Origin of the sequence: Megamonas hypermegale (assembly GCF_900187035.1) — a bacterium.
Classification (GTDB): Bacteria; Bacillota; Negativicutes; order Selenomonadales; family Selenomonadaceae; genus Megamonas; species Megamonas hypermegale.
On sequence record NZ_LT906446.1, the window covers coordinates 380524 to 401788 of the forward strand.

25 protein-coding genes are annotated in these 21265 nt (G+C 34.4%); 17 read left to right on the forward strand and 8 right to left on the reverse strand.

All coding sequences use genetic code 11. From position 1 onward, the window contains the following. Positions 1–6: 6 nt before the first annotated feature. A complete protein-coding gene (locus tag CKV65_RS01795) occupies positions 7–879 on the forward strand; it encodes an Rpn family recombination-promoting nuclease/putative transposase (RefSeq protein ID WP_036254218.1) in 873 nt (290 codons plus the stop codon). 359 nt (positions 880–1238) lie between these two features. On the opposite strand, the gene CKV65_RS01800 is transcribed toward CKV65_RS01795, so the two are convergent. Beyond that, positions 1239–1694 carry a hypothetical protein gene (locus tag CKV65_RS01800; protein WP_027889195.1) on the reverse strand — a complete coding sequence of 152 codons (456 nt, stop codon included), beginning with the start codon at positions 1692–1694 and terminating at the stop codon, positions 1239–1241. A 375-nt stretch (positions 1695–2069) separates the two neighbouring features. Between CKV65_RS01800 and CKV65_RS01805 the strand changes: the two genes are divergently transcribed. Continuing rightward, positions 2070–2573, forward strand: a complete 504-nt coding sequence (locus tag CKV65_RS01805) for a hypothetical protein (protein ID WP_027889196.1) — start codon at positions 2070–2072, stop codon at positions 2571–2573. A 197-nt stretch (positions 2574–2770) separates the two neighbouring features. Here the strand turns inward: CKV65_RS01805 and CKV65_RS01810 are convergent, their stop codons facing one another. The 4 genes from CKV65_RS01810 to CKV65_RS01825 form a co-directional block, all read right to left on the reverse strand. Continuing rightward, entirely contained in the window at positions 2771–4000 is a 1230-nt protein-coding gene (locus CKV65_RS01810; protein ID WP_051177536.1) for a glycosyltransferase family 2 protein, read from the reverse strand. Between the two features lie 26 nt (positions 4001–4026). After that, positions 4027–4743, reverse strand: a complete 717-nt coding sequence (pssA, locus tag CKV65_RS01815) for a CDP-diacylglycerol--serine O-phosphatidyltransferase (protein WP_027889198.1) — start codon at positions 4741–4743, stop codon at positions 4027–4029. Continuing rightward, entirely contained in the window at positions 4743–5381 is a 639-nt protein-coding gene (locus tag CKV65_RS01820; RefSeq protein ID WP_027889199.1) for a phosphatidylserine decarboxylase family protein, read from the reverse strand. Before CKV65_RS01820 ends, pssA begins: the two co-directional genes overlap by 1 nt. Positions 5382–5457: 76 nt before the next feature. Next, positions 5458–6252: a WecB/TagA/CpsF family glycosyltransferase gene (locus CKV65_RS01825; RefSeq protein WP_407382234.1), complete on the reverse strand. Its 795-nt coding sequence runs from the start codon at positions 6250–6252 to the stop codon at positions 5458–5460. A gap of 252 nt (positions 6253–6504) precedes the next feature. Between CKV65_RS01825 and obgE the strand changes: the two genes are divergently transcribed. From obgE to pyrR, 15 genes are all read left to right on the forward strand, one after another. Continuing rightward, positions 6505–7788, forward strand: a complete 1284-nt coding sequence (gene obgE, locus CKV65_RS01830) for a GTPase ObgE (RefSeq protein WP_027889201.1) — start codon at positions 6505–6507, stop codon at positions 7786–7788. A gap of 34 nt (positions 7789–7822) precedes the next feature. After that, positions 7823–8128: a ribosome assembly RNA-binding protein YhbY gene (gene yhbY, locus CKV65_RS01835; RefSeq protein WP_027889202.1), complete on the forward strand. Its 306-nt coding sequence runs from the start codon at positions 7823–7825 to the stop codon at positions 8126–8128. 23 nt (positions 8129–8151) lie between these two features. Continuing rightward, positions 8152–9285, forward strand: a complete 1134-nt coding sequence (proB, locus tag CKV65_RS01840; protein WP_027889203.1) for a glutamate 5-kinase — start codon at positions 8152–8154, stop codon at positions 9283–9285. Positions 9286–9306: 21 nt separating this feature from the next. Further along, on the forward strand, positions 9307–10566 hold the full coding sequence (locus CKV65_RS01845) for a glutamate-5-semialdehyde dehydrogenase (RefSeq protein ID WP_027889204.1): 1260 nt from the start codon (positions 9307–9309) through the stop codon (positions 10564–10566). 171 nt (positions 10567–10737) lie between these two features. Continuing rightward, a complete protein-coding gene (nadD, locus tag CKV65_RS01850) occupies positions 10738–11328 on the forward strand; it encodes a nicotinate-nucleotide adenylyltransferase (RefSeq protein WP_027889205.1) in 591 nt (196 codons plus the stop codon). A gap of 146 nt (positions 11329–11474) precedes the next feature. Beyond that, a complete protein-coding gene (locus CKV65_RS01855; protein ID WP_027889206.1) occupies positions 11475–12470 on the forward strand; it encodes a helix-turn-helix domain-containing protein in 996 nt (331 codons plus the stop codon). A 30-nt stretch (positions 12471–12500) separates the two neighbouring features. Beyond that, positions 12501–12968, forward strand: a complete 468-nt coding sequence (gene nrdR, locus CKV65_RS01860) for a transcriptional regulator NrdR (protein WP_027889207.1) — start codon at positions 12501–12503, stop codon at positions 12966–12968. 63 nt (positions 12969–13031) lie between these two features. Beyond that, positions 13032–14759, forward strand: a complete 1728-nt coding sequence (locus tag CKV65_RS01865; protein ID WP_027889208.1) for a TIGR03960 family B12-binding radical SAM protein — start codon at positions 13032–13034, stop codon at positions 14757–14759. Between the two features lie 9 nt (positions 14760–14768). Then, entirely contained in the window at positions 14769–15590 is an 822-nt protein-coding gene (gene pgeF / locus CKV65_RS01870; protein ID WP_027889209.1) for a peptidoglycan editing factor PgeF, read from the forward strand. Between the two features lie 86 nt (positions 15591–15676). Next, positions 15677–16366: a YggS family pyridoxal phosphate-dependent enzyme gene (locus CKV65_RS01875; RefSeq protein WP_027889210.1), complete on the forward strand. Its 690-nt coding sequence runs from the start codon at positions 15677–15679 to the stop codon at positions 16364–16366. 27 nt (positions 16367–16393) lie between these two features. Beyond that, a complete protein-coding gene (locus CKV65_RS01880) occupies positions 16394–16840 on the forward strand; it encodes a cell division protein SepF (protein ID WP_027889211.1) in 447 nt (148 codons plus the stop codon). Positions 16841–16876: 36 nt separating this feature from the next. Further along, positions 16877–17662, forward strand: a complete 786-nt coding sequence (locus CKV65_RS01885; protein WP_027889212.1) for a YlmH family RNA-binding protein — start codon at positions 16877–16879, stop codon at positions 17660–17662. Between the two features lie 12 nt (positions 17663–17674). Next, entirely contained in the window at positions 17675–18118 is a 444-nt protein-coding gene (lspA, locus tag CKV65_RS01890) for a signal peptidase II (protein ID WP_027889213.1), read from the forward strand. Next, positions 18115–19032 (forward strand): RluA family pseudouridine synthase, encoded by a 918-nt coding sequence (locus CKV65_RS01895; protein ID WP_027889214.1) that lies wholly within the window; start codon positions 18115–18117, stop codon positions 19030–19032. The genes lspA and CKV65_RS01895 overlap by 4 nt, the downstream gene beginning before the upstream one ends. A 31-nt stretch (positions 19033–19063) precedes the next feature. Continuing rightward, positions 19064–19615 (forward strand): bifunctional pyr operon transcriptional regulator/uracil phosphoribosyltransferase PyrR, encoded by a 552-nt coding sequence (gene pyrR / locus CKV65_RS01900; RefSeq protein WP_027889215.1) that lies wholly within the window; start codon positions 19064–19066, stop codon positions 19613–19615. A gap of 81 nt (positions 19616–19696) precedes the next feature. Here the strand turns inward: pyrR and selD are convergent, their stop codons facing one another. From selD to CKV65_RS01915, 3 genes are all read right to left on the reverse strand, one after another. Next, positions 19697–20737, reverse strand: a complete 1041-nt coding sequence (selD, locus tag CKV65_RS01905) for a selenide, water dikinase SelD (protein WP_027889216.1) — start codon at positions 20735–20737, stop codon at positions 19697–19699. Between the two features lie 71 nt (positions 20738–20808). Continuing rightward, positions 20809–21054 (reverse strand): putative Se/S carrier protein, encoded by a 246-nt coding sequence (locus tag CKV65_RS01910; RefSeq protein ID WP_027889217.1) that lies wholly within the window; start codon positions 21052–21054, stop codon positions 20809–20811. Between the two features lies 1 nt (position 21055). Continuing rightward, complete coding sequence (locus tag CKV65_RS01915) at positions 21056–21262, reverse strand: sulfurtransferase TusA family protein (RefSeq protein WP_027889218.1); 207 nt, start codon at positions 21260–21262, stop codon at positions 21056–21058. Positions 21263–21265 lie beyond the last annotated feature (3 nt).

Here is a 21265-nt window from a genome sequence, read left to right on the forward strand (position 1 = left end):
AGTATCATGGAAAATTTTAATAGATTGAATGACTTATACTTCAAAAAGCTTCTAGGAGATAAAAAAAGAAAGAATTTAACACTTAGTTTTCTAAATGGGATTTTAAATAAAGATGATAAAAATTGTTTTACGGATATAACTTTTTTAGATAAAGATAATGAACCATTAACATTAGATGGCAAACTATCTAAGTTGGATATTAGGGCAGACTTAAACGATGGTACACAAGTAGACATTGAGGTACAAGTTTGTCCGTTTAAATTAATGGCAGAGCGGTCATTATATTATTGGTCAAAGATGTATTCAGAGCAATTAGAAAAAGGTGCTGAATATAAAAAGTTGAAGAAAGCTATAGCTATAAATCTATTAGCATTTGATTATTTAGAAGATGAGCAAGACTGGCATAACATCTATAATCTATTAAATGCGAAATCTCATAAAAAACTTACAGACCATATAGAGATACATTTTCTAGAATTGCCTAAATTTACTTTAAAGGATATGAGAAAAATAAGAACATCTGAAGCATGGATTGCTTATTTTTCAGGAAAATATAGTAAAGAAGAATTGGAGGAAATAGCGATGACAACTCCAGCAATTAAAGAAGCAGTAGAATTTGAAGATACATTTCTACAGGATAAAATAGAACGTAGAGCATACGAACAAAGAGAAAAAGCAATAAGAGATTATTATTCATATATGAGTGCATTTAAAGAAGAAGGATTACAGCAGGGTTTACAAGAAGGAATACAACAAGGTTTATATCAACAAGCTATACAAACTGCAAAAAATATGCTAAAAGATAAAGTAGATATAAAGCTTATTTCTAAATATACTAATTTAAGTATAGAAGAAATAAACAAAATAAAAGTAGAATAGAGATTTAATTTTTATGGTTATGAATAATTTATTCGATAAGAATATCTGAAGCATGGCTTGATTATTCTTGATAGAAAAGATAATACACTTGGAGATTATAAAATTACTTCATCATATAAGTTAATAAATCAAGGCTTTACGGGTTTTCGTAAAGCCTTTTTTTGTTGCCTAAAATAAGATGAAAATACTATTTTGATAACATTTTAAAAGTAATTTTTATAGTTTGAACAATAAATTATTCATGTATTTTTTCATAAAGTATACTTTTGATTGAATATAAAAATATATTTAATAAAATTAAAGCTTTACGAAAAATCCGTAAAACTTTTTGTTTTTGTATTTATTTTTGTAATAAAAGTTTATAAACCTAAGTAATTAATTAAAAATAAGCCAGCGTTGTATGCAGGTTGTTCATAACCAAATCCTGTTATTTCTCTAAGCCCTTTGCCACCTTGATAAATATGATATCCGCTATTATTTCTTGTTATATGAATGTTATAGAATGCATTTTTTTCGAATTGATTATCGACAGTATACGTTATATAAAGATTAACAGATACGCCACCATCAGCACGATTTTGTATATATAGTGAAGATAAATCAATGTACCAACTGCATTTACCACCGTCACGATAAAATACTCGTGGATAGTTTGCATCTCCATTCCAATATCCACTTGGTTCAAAATTTACAGCAGCTTCAGCTTGTGGATAATTTAATAATATAGATTGTCCATCAGAGTTTATAGGTGCTAATCCTAATGTTGCCATAATACCAAAAGATACTAATACTGATTTTACTTTTCGTTTATTCATAAAAACTCTCCTTTGGAAATGAGATTTTTGCTTATATTAATTTATATAATATAAGCAAAATTAATATCTAAATAAATTATTATACATTTATTTGATTATGGCAATTCGTGACAGTGTCATAATTGATACATATAGTATCATTTTAAAAAATTTACGAAAAAATCGTTTGTAAGTAGTATTTTAAGTTTTAAATATAAAATTTAAAGAAATTAAATATATTTTATATTTTAGTTAATAAATTTTATCTATATAAGATAAAATTAGGATAATTAGGGTTATTAATAATATCTATTGTAAAATAGTTGAGTTTTGTAACACTTATAATTATGTGTTACGATATATTATGTAATTTTAATATAAAAGGGTGTGATTTAATTGAAAAAAATATTTTTATTGGCAACAGTAGTATGTCTTTTTTTATTGGGAAATGTTGCTTGGGCTTCTAATCCATATCCGCAGTATTTAGGAGGTAATAATAATTTTATTTTAGTTGATGGACATATGGGGGTAGCTTGGTATCTTGATAGAAGCTCTTTATATGTTGAAAAATATGCTCCGCCTCAATATATTATTGTGGCTAATGTTTGCACAGTAGATAACGCAGACCGTGGCAATACAACTATTTCTAAAGTACAACCGTATCGTTTCTTCTATAATTGGGATTTACGACAAATGTATATTGACCGCAATGGTAATTCTAGTTGGGTATATTTAAAACCATTAGGTTCTTGGGCTGAATCAGGTGTATCAATGCCTGCTGGTGAAATGGCGTTTTATTTAGCTTATGGTTTGAAATTCTATGGTTCACAAAAATGGTATGATAGTTATTTAAAAGGATATTATTCAGCATTTGAGCCTTCTTTTTATGAAATTAATTAATAGTTAATATTATTGTTAATTTAATATTGAGATTAATATAGATAGGTAGATTGTTATTCTACCTATCTTTTTTGTGTTTTTTATAGAGCTAATAAAAAAAGATAGGCGGGAAAAATCCTGAACTGCACCCCAAAAGTTGTTTTTTTGTCCAACTTTTGGGGTGCAGTTTAAAAAATCCTGTCTATCTTTTTAATTTATTAACGTGTCAATTCATCATAACTAACTGCACGTGTATGTTTTGTATGAGACCATTCATGGTCATTGCGGTGTAGAAAACCTAAGAATACAATTGGTATCCAGCTGTAAATAAAGATTGGATATAATATTAAATAAAACCATGCTTTCCATTTAACACGGATTTTAGCAAGTATGATTATTGGTAAAATATACTGTCCCATAGTGATTACTGTAAGCAAATTGGACGGTATGAATTGGTAAATATTAGTAAACAGTGGATAACCTGTTCCCATTTGTACGTAGGATAAGATAACGTAGAATGTGGATATAAGTAGAAAATGCGGTTGAAGGAGATGTAAGCAGCCATCTAAAATTCTGATATCGTGACGGCGAATACCTTCTTTGAGCATTTTTGGAATGAAGCGATGTGCTACATCAAATTGACCTTGTGCCCAGCGTTTACGTTGGTTCCAAGACTGTTTAAAAGTCAATGGTTTTTCATCGTAAACAATGGCATCATGTGCCCATGTAGTTTTAATGCCTTCTACTAAGGATTTCATGGTAAATTCCATATCTTCTGTAAGACAAGTAGCACCCCAACCGTGTCTTTTTAGTACATCGGTTGTGATACACATACCAGTACCACCGAGTACGGAGGAAAGACCGATATTTGTTTTAGCTAAATGCCAGATATGGTCAATAACCCAGAAAGCAATGGAGAATGTACCTGATACCCAAGTATCATAAGGGTTTTTAGAATCGAGGTATCCTTGAATGAGTTTATCGCCTTTGCAAAGACGATTGTTCATTTCTAACAAGAAACGTTTATCTACTAAGTTATCCGCATCAAAGATGGCAACTGCATCATATTGGCGAGGCATTTCGAATAATTTAGCAAACATCCATTCTAAAGCAAACCCTTTACCTTTTTCTTTATCATTAAAACGTTCACAGACTATTGCTCCGCAATTTTTAGCGATTTGAGCTGTATCATCACTACAATTATCTGCGATAACAAAGATATCATATAATTCTTTTGGATAATCTAACTCTCTAAGATTATCTACAAGTTGTCCAATTACTGCCGATTCGTTATGTGCCGCTACAATTACAGCAAAAGTTTTTTGCGGTGTTAATATTTTCTTTTCTTTGCGGCGCCATAAACCATTTATACCTATTAAAAAATAATAGACGGTAAATAGAAAAATTATTACCTGTATCGGCACCATAATCCAGTCGAGAATAAGCATAGAAATCCCTTTTAGCTCCTTTTTTATTAATTACGGCCGAAGAAAGTAAATAAGGTATTTAAAATACCAAGCAACGCATAAGAAATGAAAATATCAAATAATATTGCGTAGCCAATGGCATCACGACCAAAATATAATACACAAATGGCAAATATAGCCACAATAATTAAAGCCAGTTTGCTGATTTTTTCGCCTTTACCTTTAAAATCAGGATATTTGAAAGTACTAACAAGTAAGTATCCATCTATTAAAATTAGTATTGGTAAACCATAACCTAAAGTTTCTAGTTGAATTTGTGGTGTGATATTCATTGCTGTGGAGAAAAGTATCCATGTAGCAATTAAACATCCACCTGCTGGAATAGGTACTCCCATGAAATAGCCATGAATAACAGAGGCATTTACATTAAAGCGAGCTAAACGCCACATACCGCATACGGCATAAATAATTACACTAATCCAACCAATAAGTCCAAAATTATGCAAAACAAAGGCATATGCCAAAAATCCTGGAGCGGCGCCAAAAGAAACGCAGTCACAAAGTGAATCCATTTCTTTACCCATTTCACTACTTACACCAAAAAAACGAGCTGTTCGTCCATCTAAGCCGTCTGCAAATAGCGCTAATAGAATAAACACCGCTCCAAAAGTTAGATTTCCACTGTAAGTGGAAATAATTGAACACATACCAAATACCAAATTTGCTGATGTGAACATATTTGGTATAATCACTCTATAATTCATTAATTTTTAATCCTCCCGATAATTGTTTCCCCACCGATGACTTTATCACCTTTTTTCACCAGTAGTTCTACATTTTTCGGCACGACAACTTCCGTACATGAACCAAATTTTATCATACCATATAGTTCACCTTTTGTTAGACCATCATTGAGTGTAACCCAAGAAACAATTCTGCGTGCCAATATACCTGCAATTTGAGTTACAGTAATACGTAAATTTCCATTTTCAATGCCAATCATATGGCGTTCATTTTCAAAGCCTACATCTTTTTTATATGCAGGGTCAAATTTGCCGCAACTATATTGCTGACATTTTATTTCACCTGCCATCGGACTGCGATTTACATGTACATTGAATACTGATAAAAATATTACAACTTTGCGAGCCGGTGCTTTGATAAAATCATCATTGTCTACATCAGAAATTTCCATTACAGTTCCATCAGCAGGAGATACTAAAACATTTTTTTCCTGCGGAATATTGCGGCGTGGATTGCGGAAGAAATACGTAAAAAACGCCGTTAATACTGCTGGGAAAGCAGCAATTACAGGATGCACAAAATAACCCAAAAGAAAGGTAACTATTAAACCTATCCCAATAAAAGGAAACCCTTCTTTAACAATGGGCAATCTTAACACTCCAACCCCTCCTATAAAATATTAGATTTTTAATACAATCCTTTACACCAATTATATTCTAGCCCTAAATGTTTGTCTACCCATTTACAGCTTTTTTATCAGTCATTTTTTTATATGATTTTACCGCCATGACAAAACGAGGAAGTGCCATTAATCTGCCGATACGTTTCGGTTGAAGCATACCGCGGAAAAGCCATTCAAGTTTTGCTTTTTGCATCCATAGCGGTGCTCGTTTCATCACCCCTGCCATAACATCAAATGTGCCACCTACACCAATGGATAAAGGGCAACCAAGTTCTTTCATATGAGTATTGAGCCATTTTTCTTGTTTTGGTACGCCGAGTGCAGCCAAAAGTAAATCTGGTTTTGCTTGTTTTATTTGTTCAATGATTTCAGCTTCATCTTTTTGGCTAAAATAACCATTTCGCACACCGACGATATTAATTCCTGGGAAATCTTTTTCTGCTTTGGCTTTTGCTTTTTCAGCTACGCCAGGTGCTGAACCGAAGAAGAAAATCCTTCTTTTTTTAGCTGGAGCATTAGCAAAGAGATTTTGCACTAAATCAAATCCAGCAACGCGTTCTGGCATATCGACTCCGAGGTAATTTGAAGCCCAAACTGTTCCAGCACCATCTGGTACTACTAAATCTGCTGTATTTAAAATATTTTTTAATTCTTCGTCATGTGTAGCATTCATAATCATTTCGGCATTAGCCGTGGCAATTAAATGCGGTGTCTTGCTGTCCATAAATGCTTCGGCTGTAGAAACTGCTTCTTGCATAGTCAAAGAAGACACTTCAACGCCTAAAATATTGACCTTACGAAAATTCAAGAAAATTCTTCCCTTCCATAATAAAGATATAAAAACCATAATTAAATTCATAATTCATAGATATATATTCTAACACAAAGCCCTACGTTCAGCAATTAAATACACTTGCATTTTCTTTCCTATTTATATTATACTACAAAATGCTATACTATTTACAAATCTGTATTTTTTTGGTATGTTTAGACCCATAGGATATTTTTATTTTATGTATTGTGCTGCTAAAAGATATTTTCTGTTGAAATATTTATTTTATGGCACAATTTGTTTATTTTATAATAAGGTAGGAATACAATGCAATTTATTGACAGAACAAAAATTATTGTAAAAGCTGGCGATGGCGGACACGGAAAATCTGCTTTTCGTCGTGAAAAATTTGTACCAAAAGGTGGCCCAAGTGGCGGTGATGGTGGCCGTGGTGCAGATGTTATTTTAAAAGTAGAACGCAATATGAATACATTATTAGATTTTCGTTATCATCGTAAATTCGTAGGTAAAAATGGTGGTAATGGCGATATTAAAAATCAGTACGGCAAAAATGCACCACATTGCATCATAAAAGTTCCAGCAGGTACTCTCGTTAAAGATGCTGAAACAGGTGAAGTATTGGCTGACCTCGTGCATGAAGGTGATGAAGCTGTTGTAGCTAAAGGCGGTCGTGGTGGACGTGGTAATGCTAAATTTGCTACAAGTGCAAATCGTGCACCAACTTTTGCTGAACTCGGTGAACCAGGTGAAGGTCGCACATTATTATTAGAATTAAAATTATTGGCTGATGTCGGTCTTGTCGGTTATCCTAGTGTAGGTAAATCCAGTATCATTGCGAGTGTTTCAGCAGCTCGCCCTGAAATTGCAGATTATCACTTCACTACAATAACACCAGTTTTAGGCGTGGTAAGCCTTGGCGATACACAAAACTTTGTCATGGCAGATATTCCAGGTCTTATTGAAGGGGCTTCAGAAGGTATCGGTTTAGGTCATGATTTCTTGCGCCATATTGAACGTACAAAAGTCATTATTCATGTGCTCGACGCTTCTGGCATTGAAGGCCGTGACCCAGTAGAAGATTTTTATAAAATCAACAAGGAATTAGAACTTTATAGCTCTAAACTTGCAAAACGTCGCCAAGTAATTGCAGCAAATAAAATAGATTTACCACAATCTGAAGAAAATTTAAAACGCATTGAAGAAATGGCACAAAAAGAAGGGTTAAAAGTATTCCCTGTTTCTGCTGCTACTAAAGAAGGTTTAAACGATTTAATGCGTTATGTTTATCAGATGCTTCAAGAATATGTGGAAGAACCAGAAGAAGAAAATCCAGAAAAAGTTTATACAGCTGAAGAAGATAATGCTGATGAAATCACAATCAAACGTGATATGTCTGGTAATGGCTTCATTATTTCTGGTAAATCTTTGGAAAAACTCGTTGCAATGACAAACTTTGGTAATGATGAAGCAATTCGCCGTTTCCAATATATTTGGAGACTTAAAGGCATTGATGAAAAACTGCGTGAAAAAGGTATTAAAGAGGGCGATAGTGTATTCATCGGTGAAATGGAATTTGAATATAAAAATTAATTAATAGACATTAATAAAAATAGGAGGTTTTTTCTTGATAAAGAATTCACTTACAGGTAAACAAAAAAGATATTTACGTTCTTTAGGTATGACACTTGAACCAGTTGTACCAATCGGCAAAGATGGCGTTACTCCAGCTGTAGTAAATAGCGCTGATGAAGCTGTAGAAAAACGTGAACTTATAAAAGTTCGTGTATTACAAAATTGCCCTGAAGATGTTGAAATGGCAGTTTTCACTTTAGCTGAACGCACAAATTGCGATATCGTTCAGATTATCGGACGTAATGGTCTTTTATGGCGTCGTAATTTTAAAAAGCCAAAAATCGAATTTCCAAAATAATATAAGAGAAATGAGGAATAAATATGTCCTCTCGTGAACAATTACAACAAGCAAAACGCATAATTGTCAAAGTGGGTACTAGTACTTTAAATTATGCTACAGGTAAATTAAATATTGAAAAAATCGAATTACTTGTCCGTGAACTATCTGATTTGGCAAACCAAGGACGAGAAATCATCTTAGTATCATCAGGAGCTGTCGGTGCTGGTCTTGAACGCATGAAGATGAAAGAGCGTCCAAAGACAATTCCAGAAAAACAGGCACTAGCAGCCGTAGGTCAAGGCATATTGATGCATTTATATGAAAAACTATTTGCTGAATACGGTCAGACAGTAGCACAGGTATTGTTGACAAAGGAAAATTCTCGACAATATTCGCAATTTATTAACTCGCGTAATGCACTATTGACACTTTTAAATATGGGTGTTATACCTATTATCAATGAAAATGACGCCGTTGCTGTCGATGAATTAAAAATAGGTGACAATGATACTTTATCAGCTACAGTAGCGACACTTGTCGATGCTGATACACTTATAATTCTTTCAGATATAGATGGGCTTTACACGGCAAATCCAGCAAAGGACAAAAATGCGCGCCTTCTCGATGAAGTGACTCATATTACAGCTGAAATTGAAAAAATGGCTGGTGGTGCAGGTACTTCGATGGGAACTGGGGGCATGAGTACAAAAATAAAAGCAGCTAAAATTGCTGTAAATTCAGGTACTACAATGGTGATTGCTTCGGGAGCACAACGCAATATTTTGCGTCGTTTGCTTTCAGGTGAAGTATTAGGTACGATTTTTCCAGCGAAAGAAGTTCATCTTAAACGTCGTAAATCATGGTTAGCTTTTGGTAAACCAATATCTGGTGATATTATTATTGATGAAGGTTGTAAAAAAGCTGTATTAGCAGGTTCAAGTTTATTGGCGGTAGGTGTAAAAGCTGTCAGTGGCAACTTTGATATCGGAAATACAGTGCGTATTATAACTGAAGATGGTAGTGAAATTGCCCGCGGTAGTGTAAATTATTCATCAGTAGCAATACAAACAATAAAAGGTCATCATACAAGCGAATTTAAAACACTTCTGGTTAATGCAAATTATCCACTTTCAGAAGAAGTTGTTCATCGTGATAATATGGTTATTATGATTTAATTTGTTAATGAAGGTGATTTTATGGATTTAGATATTAATACAATCGTTACAGAGCAGGCAAAAGCCGCTAAAAAAGCTTCTAAAAAATTAGCATTGCTTTCTTCTGCTGAAAAAAATAAAGCACTTTATGCCATGGCTCATGCACTAGAAACAAAAACACCAATAATCTTAAAAGCTAATATGCTTGACATGGAAGATGGTCGTCAAAAAGGATTATCCGCTGCCATGTTAGATAGATTGCTTTTAACAACGGAACGTATTGCTCAAATGGCAGATGGACTGCGCCAAATAGCAAGTCTTGATGACCCTATTGGCAATGGTATAATGTCACATCGTCGTCCTAATGGGCTTGATATACGTTGTATTCGCGTGCCACTTGGATTAATTGGCATTATTTATGAAGCAAGACCGAATGTTACAGCTGATGCTATTGGTCTTTGCTTAAAATCTGGCAATGCTGTTATTTTGCGTGGTGGTTCGGAAGCAATAAAATCGAATACTATTTTAGCGTCAATCTTAGCAGAAGCAGCACATAGTGCTGGAATTCCAGAAGGTGCTGTTCAATTTGTAAAAATCACTGACCACAGTGCAGTTGATGTGATGATGCGTTTAAACAAATATATTGATGTTATAATTCCACGTGGCGGAGCAGGCTTAATAAAAAGAGTTGTAGAAAATAGTATAGTGCCTGTTATTGAAACAGGTGTTGGTATTTGTCATATTTATGTAGATGATAAGGCAAATATGGATATGGCAACTAAAATCATCATCAATGCAAAAACTACTCGTCCTGCTGTTTGTAATGCTGTTGAAACGGTATTAATTCATCAGGGTATAGCAAATGAATTTCTTCCATTATTATGTGAAAAATTAAAATCGTATAAAGTGGAAATTCGCGGTTGTGAAAAATGCTGTCAAATTTGTCCAGATTTAAAATTAGCTACAGATGAAGATTGGGCAACAGAATATGGCGATTTAATTCTTTCAGTAAAAATTGTTACAGATATGGATGAAGCAATTGACCATATTAATAATTTTGGCAGTGGTCATTCAGAAGCAATTATCACAGATTGCTATACAAATGCATTGAAATTCCAAAAAAATGTAGATGCAGCCGCAGTTTATGTAAATGCCTCTACTCGTTTTACTGATGGCAATGAATTTGGTTTTGGTGCAGAAATTGGCATAAGTACCCAAAAATTACATGCTAGAGGACCAATGGGACTTGAAGCACTTACTACTATGAAATATTTAATCTATGGTGAAGGTCAAGTCCGTTGAAATTTCGTTCCTATTTAAGATTATTTAAAGATTATTATGCTACACCTAAGGGTAGACATGATATTAATGATTATTTAAGAGCTTTTTTATTGTTTATTATCGTGTCTACTATAGCTGCATTGATTTTACTATATTTTGTTTTATAATATTTTATAATATATGGAGTAAGATATGAAAAAAATCGGTATTATGGGTGGCACTTTTGACCCTATTCACGTAGGGCATTTGATGATAGCTGAAGCGGTATGGGATGAATATAATTTAGAAAAGGTCATATTCATTCCATCGGCCAATCCGCCGCATAAGCATGATGTGCTGACTTCAGCTAAACATCGTTTTAATATGACATTGCTTGCCACATGTTCTAATCCACATTTTGAAGTATCAACCATTGAAATGGATAGAGTTGGTCCATCGTATACTATTGATACTATAAAAGCTTTGAAAAAAATGTATGGCGATGATACAGATTTTTACTTTATCATTGGAGCTGATTGTATTCACGAATTGCCTACTTGGCACAAGATTGATGAACTTTTAAAAATCTGTAAATTTATCGCGACTAAACGACCAAGTTATGAATTTGATTTAAGTATTATTGAAAAAGAATTCAGTGATTATAATATTCAATTATTGGAAACACCAGAGCTGGAAATTTCTTCTACAGATATTCGACAGCGTATAAAAAAAGGCTATTCTATCCAGTACATAACCACCGAACAAGTTCAACAATATATTCGTAAAGAAGAGCTTTATTTATAAACTGGCTTATTGTATAATTGTTTGTAAAGTTATTAGGCATACTGCAATATTTTAATATTTGTTAGTATGAATAATATTTATTAATATAATCACCGGCTTCAAAACCGGAAATATATGTCATATTTAGATAAAAGAAGGAGAACATAATGTTAGGGGATTTATTACGCAAAACGCGTGAACAAAAAAATTTATCATTAGAAGATGCTGAAAAAGGGACTAATATCCGCAAATTATATATCAAAGCCATCGAAGATGGAAATTATGACAAACTTCCGGGTGAAGTTTTCTTAAAAGGCTTTATGAAAACTTATGCTAAGTTCTTAGGATTAGATGGACAGAAAATCATTGAACAGTATAAAGCAGAAAAAAGTGGTGTAAAGCTTTTGCCTAATAATGATGAAAAAACTATTGAGGCAGAACCAAGTCAACCAACTGAAAAAACAACAGTTGAAGCTGATTTGAAAAAAGAAGAAAAAGTAGAAAAACAACCAGAAAAAGCAACTGCTGATAAACCAGCTACAAAACCTGTTCCAAATATTGATAATTTCAATGAAAGCAAAAAATATTTGGAAACAAAGAATTCTAGTGGCAGCAAGAAAAATGTTTTTATCATCGTTATTATCATTATTCTCATTATTGTTGGTGCTGTTGCTTTCTTATCTAATCAAGGTTCTGATAGTCAACCAGCAGCGGATACTCAGCCAACAACAGAACAGACTCAGCCACAGCAACAACAAGCACAGCAGCCAGCACCTGCACCAGCTCCTGTAAGTGGTAGCGATGTCACTGCAACATTTAGTCAAGATTGCTGGACTGAAGTAAAAGTAGATGGTAATACAGTATTGTCTGAAACAGTTAAAGCTGGTTCATCTTTGAATTGGAAAGGTAATAATCAAGTTGAAGTAACTGTTGGTAATGCCGGCGCTGTTGATATTACTTTCAATGGTCAGCCACAAGGCAAAATGGGTGATGTTGGTGCAGTTGTAACAAAAGCATTTGTAGCACCAAATGCACAACCACAACAGCCACAGCAACAACAACAGCAAGCTCAAGCACCTGCTCCAGCACAACAACAGGCAGCACAGCCTGCACCAGCTGCTAATGCTCAGCCTCAACAAGCAGCTCAGCCACAACAAAAATAATAATTTATGAATTAGAAGGTGAATGATTTTATGAAATGTCCATTCTGTGCAGCTCCCGACAGCCGTGTAGTAGATTCTCGTACTATTGATGATGGTAATTCTATAAGACGACGCCGTGAATGTACAGTTTGCGGCAAACGGTTCACCACCTATGAAGCTGTTGAAAAAGTGCCTTTAATGGTTATAAAAAATGATGGCCGTCGCGCTGTCTTTGATAAAGAAAAATTATTAAAAGGCATTATTCGTTCTTGTTATAAAAGAGATATTCCTGCGGAAAAGATAATAAAATTAGCTGATGAAATTGAAAAAGAACTCAGAAATATGATGAAGCATGAAATTTCAAGTAAAACCATTGGCGAAGTTGTTATGAAGTATCTTAAAACTTTTGATAAAGTTGCGTATATCCGCTTTGCATCTGTTTACCGCAAGTTTTCAGATATTGATAATTTTAAGCAGGAATTAGAAAATCTTAATGCAACTAATAAAGACAAAAGTTAAATTAAAGGCTCACTTCGGTGAGCTTTTTTCTTATTAAATAATATTATTGGAGGAACATATTTTTTGACTTGGAAATTAAAACAGAACTTACAAAAAATATTAGAAACTGAACAGGGTTATTATCTTTTTCCACAAGGCGCACGTACACCATTTGCGCTTTTATATCCAAATTCATATTTTGTCGGTATGTCTAATCTCGGTTTTCATATAATTTATGAACAGATAAATAAACGCACAGATAGTGCTTGTGAACGCTTTTTCTTGCCGGATAAGACTGATTTAGTAGAATATGAACGAACTGATACGCCACTTATGAGCATTGAAAATCAAATACCATTGTATGAATTTCCATTGATTGGTTTTGCTATTTCCTTTGAAATGGATTATTTTAATGTGCTTAAAATGCTCAGCATGGGCAAAGTGGAACTTTTAGCTGAGAATAGAACGGAAAAAGACCCAATCGTCATTGCTGGTGGCCCATGTTCTACATTTAATCCTGAACCATTATCTGCATTCATTGATGCGTTTATAATCGGCGAAGGTGAAGAAACGATAAATAGATTTCTTGATGTATATCATCAACCAGAAAATAAAGATTTGTCGCGCGAACAATTATTGTTAAAATTAGCACAAATACCTGGTGTTTATGTACCACGTTTTTATGAACACGTATATGATGAAGAAAATAAATTAGTAGCTATTAAAGCAGATAGTCGTGTGCCAGCTAAAGTTGTACGCCAATGGATACACAATTTAGATGATTATGAAGCAAAGACAGTCATCACTACACAAAATACGGAATTTAATTTATTTTTGATTGAAACTTCACGCGGTTGTGGTCGTCATTGTCGTTTTTGTATGGCTGGATATTGCTTTAGAAAACCGCGTCATCGCAGTTTGGAAAAATTAATAAAATTATTGCCTGAAGCGATGAAAATGAATAAAAAAGTGGGACTTATGGGGCCTGCCATTTCTGATTATCCGCAGATAAATGAATTATGTCATGAAATTCGCGAATTGAATATGCCGATGTCTGTTGCATCTTTCCGCGCTGATTCTGTAACAGAGGAACTCGTAGAAGCTTTGGCGCAAAGCGGTCAGCGTACATTGACTTTAGCACCAGAAGCGGGCAGCATAAAAATTCGCAATGTAATTAACAAAGGTATAGAAGAAGAGCATTTATTTAAAGCAATTGAGATGGGAATAAATGCAGGTGTAAAAAATTATCGCTTGTATATCATGGTAGGATTGCCAAAAGAAACGCAAGAAGATATTGATGCTATAATAGATATGACAATCCGATTGAAAAAATACATGGAAGAGCTAGGTTCTAAAGGAACGCTTACACTTAGTATCAATCCATTCATTGCTAAACCGTGCACGCCATTTCAATGGTTGCCTATGGCAGATTTAAAACAAACAGAAAAATATTTTAAACAGATAAAGACTTCTTTGAAAAAATATAAAAATATTGAAGTGCAATTTGAGTCTACGAAAGAAACGTATATTCAAGGCGTTTTAGCGCGTGGCGATAGGAAAGTGGCAAAAGCTTTGCTTCAAGCTCATTTAGATGGAGGCAGTAAAGCATTTAAACGTTCATTGAAACAACTTGGCTTAAATGCTGATATGTATTTATACCGCCAGCGTGATAAAGATGAAGTTTTGCCATGGGACAGTTTAGATATGGGCTTTACAAAGGATTATCTTTGGAAAGAATTAGATATGGCTATGCAAGAAAAGCATACTATACAGTGTTTTGATGGTTGCAAGCGTTGCGGTGTTTGCAAATAAGGAGGAAATATGTTTTCTTTATATCATGGTTCAAATAATCTTTGGTATGGCAGATTTTCTGTTTTTCCCGAAGATAAAGTCATTAATGCGATTTCAACTCGTTTTAATGGTACGAGTGCGGTACCATTTGATGGCTTAAATTTAGCATTACATGTTGACGACAATTCAGAAGATGTCGTAGCAAATCGCAAATTGTTTTGTGAAGGCTTAGGACTTGATTTAGCTAAAATGACTACATGCCAGCAAGTTCATGGAAATAATGTTGTTTGTGTAACCGATGAAAATAGCGGTGCTGGCTCTATCAGTTTAGATGATACGATAGCAGATACAGATGCACTGATAACAAATTTACCGAATGTAGCATTGACTTTATTTTTTGCCGATTGTACGCCGATTATGCTTTATGACCCAGTGCATAATGTAGTAGGGGCAGCGCATGGCGGTTGGCGTGGCACAGAGGGAGAAATATCTTTGCATACTTTGGAATTAATGCAAGAAAAATTTGCTACAAATCCAGCTGATTGTGTGGCTTCTATTGGACCTAATATCGGCGTATGCTGTTATGAAATAGGCGAAGAAGTTGCTGATAAATTTAAGCGATTATATGGTAAAGACAGCGATTTGATTTTAAAATGGGATAAAACAGCACAGAAATATCATTTAAATTTACAAAAAGCAAATGCACTCACTTTGCAAAAAGCGGGATTAAAGATGCAAAATATTGATATGGCTGATGTTTGCACTGCTTGTAATAGTGAGATTTTCTTCTCTTATCGTGCTGATAGTGGTAAAACTGGCCGTATTGCTTGCACTATAGCTTTAAAGAAATAATTTAATAAAATTTTTATAGCTATGGATAAATTTTGCTAAATATTATATTATAAAATAGACTATAAGTTCAGGAGATGACCTCCATTATGATAGTGGAAAATTTAAAAACCGTACAAAATAATATTCAAGAAAGTATAAAGAAACGTCACAATATCATCAGTCAAGAAGTTCAACTCGTTGCAGTTACTAAAAATCATGATGTAGAAGCTATGCGCGAAGCTATTGATGCAGGTGCTGTTGTCATCGGTGAAAACCGCGTGCAGGAAGCACAAAAAAAATATGAAACATTAGACCGCGATGTAACATGGCATCTAATTGGTCATTTGCAGACAAATAAAGTAAAACACGCTGTAAAGATTTTTGATATGATAGAGTCTGTAGATAGCGTAAAATTAGCTGAAGCAATCAATAAAGAAGCTATGAAACTTGGCAAAGTTCAAAAAATACTTGTTCAAGTAAATCTTGTAAAAGAAGCTTCTAAAACAGGTGTTTATCTTGAAGATTTAGATGAACTCTTAAAGAGCATTGATACTATGGAAAATTTAAAACTCATGGGACTTATGTTTATCGCTCCAATCGTAGAAAATCTAGAAGATGTTCGTCCTATGTTCAATCAAATGTATCAGTTATTTACTAAGGTGCAAAAAATACCATTTAAAAATGCTGATATAAAATATTTATCCATGGGCATGACGCATGATTATCAAATAGCCATTGAAGAAGGTGCAAATATCGTGCGCGTTGGCACTGCTATTTTTGGACCTCGTCAATATTAATTCATTAATTAATAAGGAGTTTTTAAAATGAGTATTGTAGATAAAATTCGCAACAAAATGGGTGCAAATCAGGATACTGAGGAGTATGTAGAAGAGCCAGCAGCTCCTGTACAGGAAGAAGAACCAGAAGAAAATCGTCAGCAAGCTGATAATGTAGTGGATTTTAAAAATAAAGCTAAAACAGCTAGTCAGATGAAAGTAATGGTAATTGAACCTGTTTCTTTTGATGATGCCCAGCAAGTAGCTGACCATATTAGAAATCATAAACCAGTCGTTGTAAATTTTGAAAATACAAATGGTGATATTGCTAAACGTATTATTGATTTTATCAGTGGTACAACATACGCTTTATCAGGTGATATTAAAAAAGTTGGCAAAAATGTATTCATGTGCGCACCTGATAATGTTAGTGTAAATTTCTCAGAAGAAACGAAAAAACAACCGCAAAACACCACTATGCCGTGGGAAGATTAATTATACAACAATAAAATAAAGGAATGATTAGACATAATGGCTGACCGTGAAAAAATAATTCGTTTTTATAAAGGAACAGAAGGCGAAGAAATCGTCATAAGATTGGTTGATGCTATTGAAGCCGTTAATAAAACGCGCAAATTCCGTATTACTGACTTTTTAGACCCTTACGGCTGTGAAATAGCAGAAACTGTTGCTGCTCATTATGAAAATATATCCGTTAATTTCAATGGTGGCTATATGGGAGCTGAAAGACAATGTGCCTGCTTTGTTCATGATGATTTCATGGGAAAAGTATCTTATCCTATAGCCGTTGTAAAAGCTGTATGGAATGATAAATTTTATCGTCTGTCACATCGTGATGTGCTTGGAGCATTGATGGGGCTTGGTATAAAGCGCAGCCAAATCGGCGATTTGCTTATAACACTTGGCAGTGTAAAAATCATTTGCACTGAAAAATTAGCAGATTTTATTTTGCAGAATTTGACTCAAATCGGTGCAGCAAATGTGAGCTGTGAAATGGATAGCCTTGATTCAATTGCACCAAGAGAAGAGCGTTGCAAAGAGATAACTGCTACCGTTGCATCACTTCGCATTGACTCCATCTCCGCTGCTGGGTTTGGTTCTTCACGCAGTAAAATGGCAACTAATATCGATACAGATAAATTGAAATTGAATTGGCAGTCAGTGAAAAATGCTTCGCAAACTGTAAAAGAAGGAGATGTCATTTCCATAAGAGGTCGCGGCCGTTTGGAAGTTGCAGAAATTCGTGGCAAGACGAAAAAAGGACGCACTGTAGTTTTATTAAAACGTTATATCTAAGAGGGACACATTTTGTTTTTGTTAGCTTTACTTATTATCGTATTAGACCAAGTTATAAAATATTATATTTCAAGTAGTATGTTTGTAGGACAGAGTATTCCTATCGTACCGCAAATTTTTCATTTAACTTATATTTTAAATCCAGGAGCAGCTTTTGGCATTTTAGAAAATCAACAGTGGCTGTTCATTCTAATTGCAATAGCATTAATAGTAGTTGTAATTTATTTTTATAAACGCATTAAATGCTTGGCTAAATTGTTTCAAGTGGGAATTGCTCTGTTATTTGGTGGAGCTATAGGTAATATGATTGACCGTATTTTCATTGGTAAAGTGGTCGATTATATGGATTTTCGCATTTGGCCAGTATTTAATTTAGCTGATGTAGCTATTGTTTTAGGCTGCGTAATCGTTGCTTTTTATTTATTATTTTGCACAGAAAGAGGTGATAAGGCATGAATAAAGAATATACTGTTACAGATGATGAAGTGGGAACACGTTTAGATGTTTTTTTATCTAATCAGCCAGATAATCCATCTCGTTCTAGCATACAGAAAATGATTACAGATGGGGCTGTGTCAGTTAACGGTCAGACAAAACGCGCTAATTATAAATTGCGCTTATCAGATAATATTGTCATGACTTATCAACCTTTGCAAGAAATAGAAGTTCAGCCTGAAAATATTCCGCTGGATATTTTATATGAAGATAAGGATATCATTGTCATCAATAAAGCTAGAGGAATGATGGTTCATCCAGCAACAGGCGTTTATACTGGTACACTTGTCAATGCGCTTTTATACCATTGCCATGGTGAATTATCTGGTATAAATGGTAAAATTCGCCCAGGCATTGTACATCGCCTTGATAAAGATACTTCTGGTGTTATGGTGGTTGCTAAAAACGATTTTGCTCATAATAGTTTAGCTGAACAAATTGGCAGTAAAACAGCTATTAAAGAATACGTAGCACTCGTTCATGGCAATATCACAGAAGAAAAAGGTATCATCAATGCAAATATTGGAAGACATCCTGTTGACCGTAAAAAAATGGCAGTAGTTACTTCCGGTGGCAAATCGGCGACGACAGTTTTTCACGTTTTAGAACGATTTAAAAATTGTACATACGTTAAATGCCGTCTGCTCACAGGTCGTACCCATCAAATTCGTGTTCATATGGCTTATATTGGACATCCATTGATTGGAGACCCGAAGTATTGCAATAGTAAAAATAAATTCAATATCGAAGGACAAGCACTTCATTCGTTGAATTTAACATTAAATCATCCTAGAACAAATCAGCAGATGACATTTACAGCACCAATTCCTCAGGATATGCAAAATCTGCTAAATTATTTTCGTCAAACAATTTGATATGTAATAAACAAAGAAAGGACGTGATTTTATGGCACAATTAATTGAAAAAACCGTTGTTATGGATGCTCAAGCTATTCAAAGAGCACTTACACGTATCGCACATGAAATTGTAGAAAAAAATAAAGGTACAAAAGATTTGATTATCGTCGGCATTAGAAGACGCGGTGTACCACTTGCTGAACGTTTATCTAAGATAATCAATGATATCGAAGGTGTTAAAGTTCCTATCGGTATTTTGGATATCACTTTATACCGTGATGATTTATCTCATATGTCATATCAACCGCTCATTCAAGAAACACAGATTTCAGAAGATATCACTAATAAAACACTCGTACTCGTCGACGATGTTTTATACACAGGCAGAACAATCCGCGCAGCACTCGATGCACTTATCGACCTTGGCAGACCAAAAAAAATTCAATTAGCTGTATTGATTGACCGCGGTCATCGCGAATTGCCAATCAGAGCTGATTATGTAGGTAAAAATGTACCGACAGCAACACGTGAAGCCATTGAAGTACGACTTCTTGATACTGATGATTGTGAAAAAGTATTCATTGGTGAATACACAAAATAATATATAAAAAACTGCACTTAAATCTGTTTTTACAGTTAAGTGCAGTTTTTTTATTGCTTGATATGCAAAATAATAAATGGATTATTTTTCAAGATAAATCCAATTATCTTCTTTTTGTGTTACATAACCGACAATAGCTACGTTAGGAATTTGAGCTTGAAGTTCAGCAAATAATGCCATTCCTTCTTTTTCAGGGACAGAGATTAAAAGTCCTCCGCTCGTCTGTGGGTCGTAGAGAATATCTTGCATGGTACGAGATATATTGTCTTTTACTAATACGCCTTTTTGTGCGTATTCGCGATTGCGATATGCACCGGCTGGAATAAATCCCATATCGGCAAATTCCCAAGCTTCTTTATGGTATAATACTTTTTCTGTTTGAATGTGCAAAGTGCAATTACTGCCTTGTGCCATTTCAAAGCTATGTCCAAGCAGTGCAAAACCTGTGACATCAGTACAGCTATTTATAGGATATTTCACCATGATATCGCGCGCTTTTTTATTCAATGTTGCCATTTGAGTGTAAATTCGTTTTAAAATATCATCGGATACTAAATCAGCTTTAGCTGCAGTTGTCAAAATTCCAATACCAAGTGGTTTTGTTAAGATTAATATGTCGCCTGGTTTTGCTCCGCTATTGGTTAATACTTTTTGTGGATGAACGAAACCAGAAACGGCTAAACCATAAATCGGTTCAGCACCATGAATAGTGTGACCGCCCGTGATGATAGCGCCTGCTTCATACGCTTTATCATAACCACCGCGCAAGATTTCTTGTACATCAGCAGAATTCATTTTATCTGGTATGCACATGATGTTTAAAGCTAATTTTGGTTCACCGCCCATTGCATATACATCGCTTAAAGCATTTGTAGCGGCAATCTGTCCATATAAAAAAGGGTCATCAACGATTGGCGGGAAAAAATCTGTAGTTTGAATTAAAGCCCTATTTTCATCTAATACATATACACTGGCATCATCGCTTTTATCATAGCCTACGATTAAATTCGGGTCGCTGTGTGTGCGAAATCCTTTTAACATATGAACCAATGTTCCCGCGCCTACTTTTGCACCGCAACCAGCGCAACTAGCAAGTTTCGTCAATTTTACTTCAGTTTCCATAAAAAGCTCCTTTCTATGAGTATAAATAAATGTAGATATAGAAAAACACAGCATGAAGCTGTGTTTTTATTTTAGCTGTTTTCTGCTTTATAGATAATTCGATAACCAGTATCTATTATTTCAACAATCTGTTCTATCTCATCTTCATGAATATCTGATTGTGCGATTAAATCGCCTTCACATTTAACGCAAGTACCGCAACTACTGCTTAAATCGCGTGGCACTGGCATGACTTTAGCCGTGATATTTTGTGCATCGCAGAGTCTTTTGAAGCGAATTGCACCGAAATGAGAGTAAAAAGTAGCGATGTATTTCATTTTATTTTTGGAATGTCAAAGTATATTCGCCGTCTTTTTCAGTTATAGTTGTTTTATAACCTTGATGTTCAGCGTAGCGAGTAGTATTTTCTTTAGAAGCATGGTTATCTACGATTATTTGATAAGCAGATTCTTTTGACATCATTGCTTGACGCAACATGATGACAGGTTCAGGACAGGAAAGTCCTCTTGCATCTATGATTTTCATGCT